The 1626-nt window shown below is 41.7% G+C and carries 1 protein-coding gene and 1 pseudogene; both read right to left on the bottom strand.

The window, feature by feature from the left end; genetic code table 11:
• Positions 1 to 1261 (bottom strand): ABC transporter substrate-binding protein (locus tag AC1DSE_RS35035; protein WP_477529098.1); only part of this gene is annotated, 1261 nt, incomplete at its 3' end.
• Between the two features lie 123 nt (positions 1262 to 1384).
• Positions 1385 to 1626 (bottom strand): annotated as a pseudogene (locus AC1DSE_RS35030) (carbohydrate ABC transporter permease); the annotation flags it as partial.

The raw sequence follows: 1626 nt of genomic DNA, 5'->3' as shown, positions 1-1626 counted from the left end.
CAGCAGTACTTGTCGTTACCACTTGTGAAGCATCCAAATATTTAATTTCAGGGCCAAACAATGTGTTTTTAAGCGATTCAACATCATATTTATCAGCGTTTGCACCGATCAAACGATCAAGTACGACGTTTTGGTCTGATTTTTTCCAGCCAGAGAATTCATTTCTTGATTCCGAATCAGTTGTTGTCATAAAGCGCATTAATTTGAATGAAGCTTCTTTATGCTTGGAAGTCGCACCCATTACTAGATGCCCTCCACCTACAAAGTACTTACCGCCTTCATAATCTTTTGGCTGCGCATTCGCAGGAGGAAGTGGAACTGGAGCAAATGCCGTTTTGAAATCATGCGGATATTGCTCCGTATTTCCTGGGTCAGGAATCATAAAGCTTCCGGAAAGAATCATAGCAGCACTTTCACTGAAAAATTCAGTACGATAGTTAAGCTTCGATGCAAGAACATCCGCATAAGGCTTAGCCGATTTATCTACCGTTTCCATGTCTTTGCGCAGCTGGAAGAAGTATTTATAAGTTGGATCAGCCAAGATCGTCGTTCCATCATCATAACGGAAAGGATCTTTCATCACCGTTTGGGCTGGAGCATTCATATACAATTCCCATGTATGGAAGTACGAACCGTACTGTTTATCCACGCCTTCGCCTTTGGTCAGCTTCTTGGAATAATCGCGGAAGTCATCCCATGTCCAACCGTATGTCGGCACTGGCAAGCCTGCTGCATCTAGGGCATCCTTATTCAATAGAATGAACTGGTAACCTGTAGACATCTGCATGCCGTAAGTTTTGTCGCCCACTTTTGGATTAACAAAATATTCATCCGCAGCAACGAGATTATTGGCAGCATAATATTCATCCAGCGGAGCTAGCGCGCCTCTAGTTGCTCTTTCGATAACCGCTGACGCGCTCGGAACGTTTACGACGTCGACCGCTTCACCCGAAGAGATTAGAAAATCAAGCTTTTTCAACATTTCCAAGGAATTACCCGGAACAAGAATGACATGCTCAACTTTAATATCCGGATTTTCTTTCTCAAATTCTTGCAGCATAGCTTTTGTACCAACCTCTTGAGCTGCACTGTCAAAATTGTAATACTTAATGGTCACTTGCTTGTCCGCCGTACCCTCAGACCCGGCAGCGTTTGAGCTTTTAGGCGAATTAGAATTACCTCCACATGCGCTTAGCACTGCAAAAGCCGCCAACAAAAGACAGATCGAAACTAAAAACTTGCGTTTACCCTTATGATTCATTTTTTTGCCCCCCTATTTAATAGCTGACTCATCTTCTTTCATCATCAGTATAAAGATTGGACGATTCATAGAAGAGTATAATTTTGAGGTAAAATGATTACTTTTTTGACTTTTTTTCAAATATCACCCTTTGACTCCGCCAAGGGCAATTCCGTTAATTACTTGCTTCTGCAATATAATAAATATAATTAATAACGGGATAATAGCTGACAGCGCGGCCATCATCATAATGGCATCATTCGTTGTATAATCATCCCTGAACAGGCTCATACCAAGCGGGATCGTATACAAATCCTTTGATTGCAGGAAAATAAGCGGATTCTGATAATCATTCCATGACCATATGAACTTTATAATAGCGACGG

Source organism: Paenibacillus sp. 01L418, from assembly GCF_056400045.1.
This window is presented reverse-complemented; position numbering and strand designations above follow the sequence as displayed.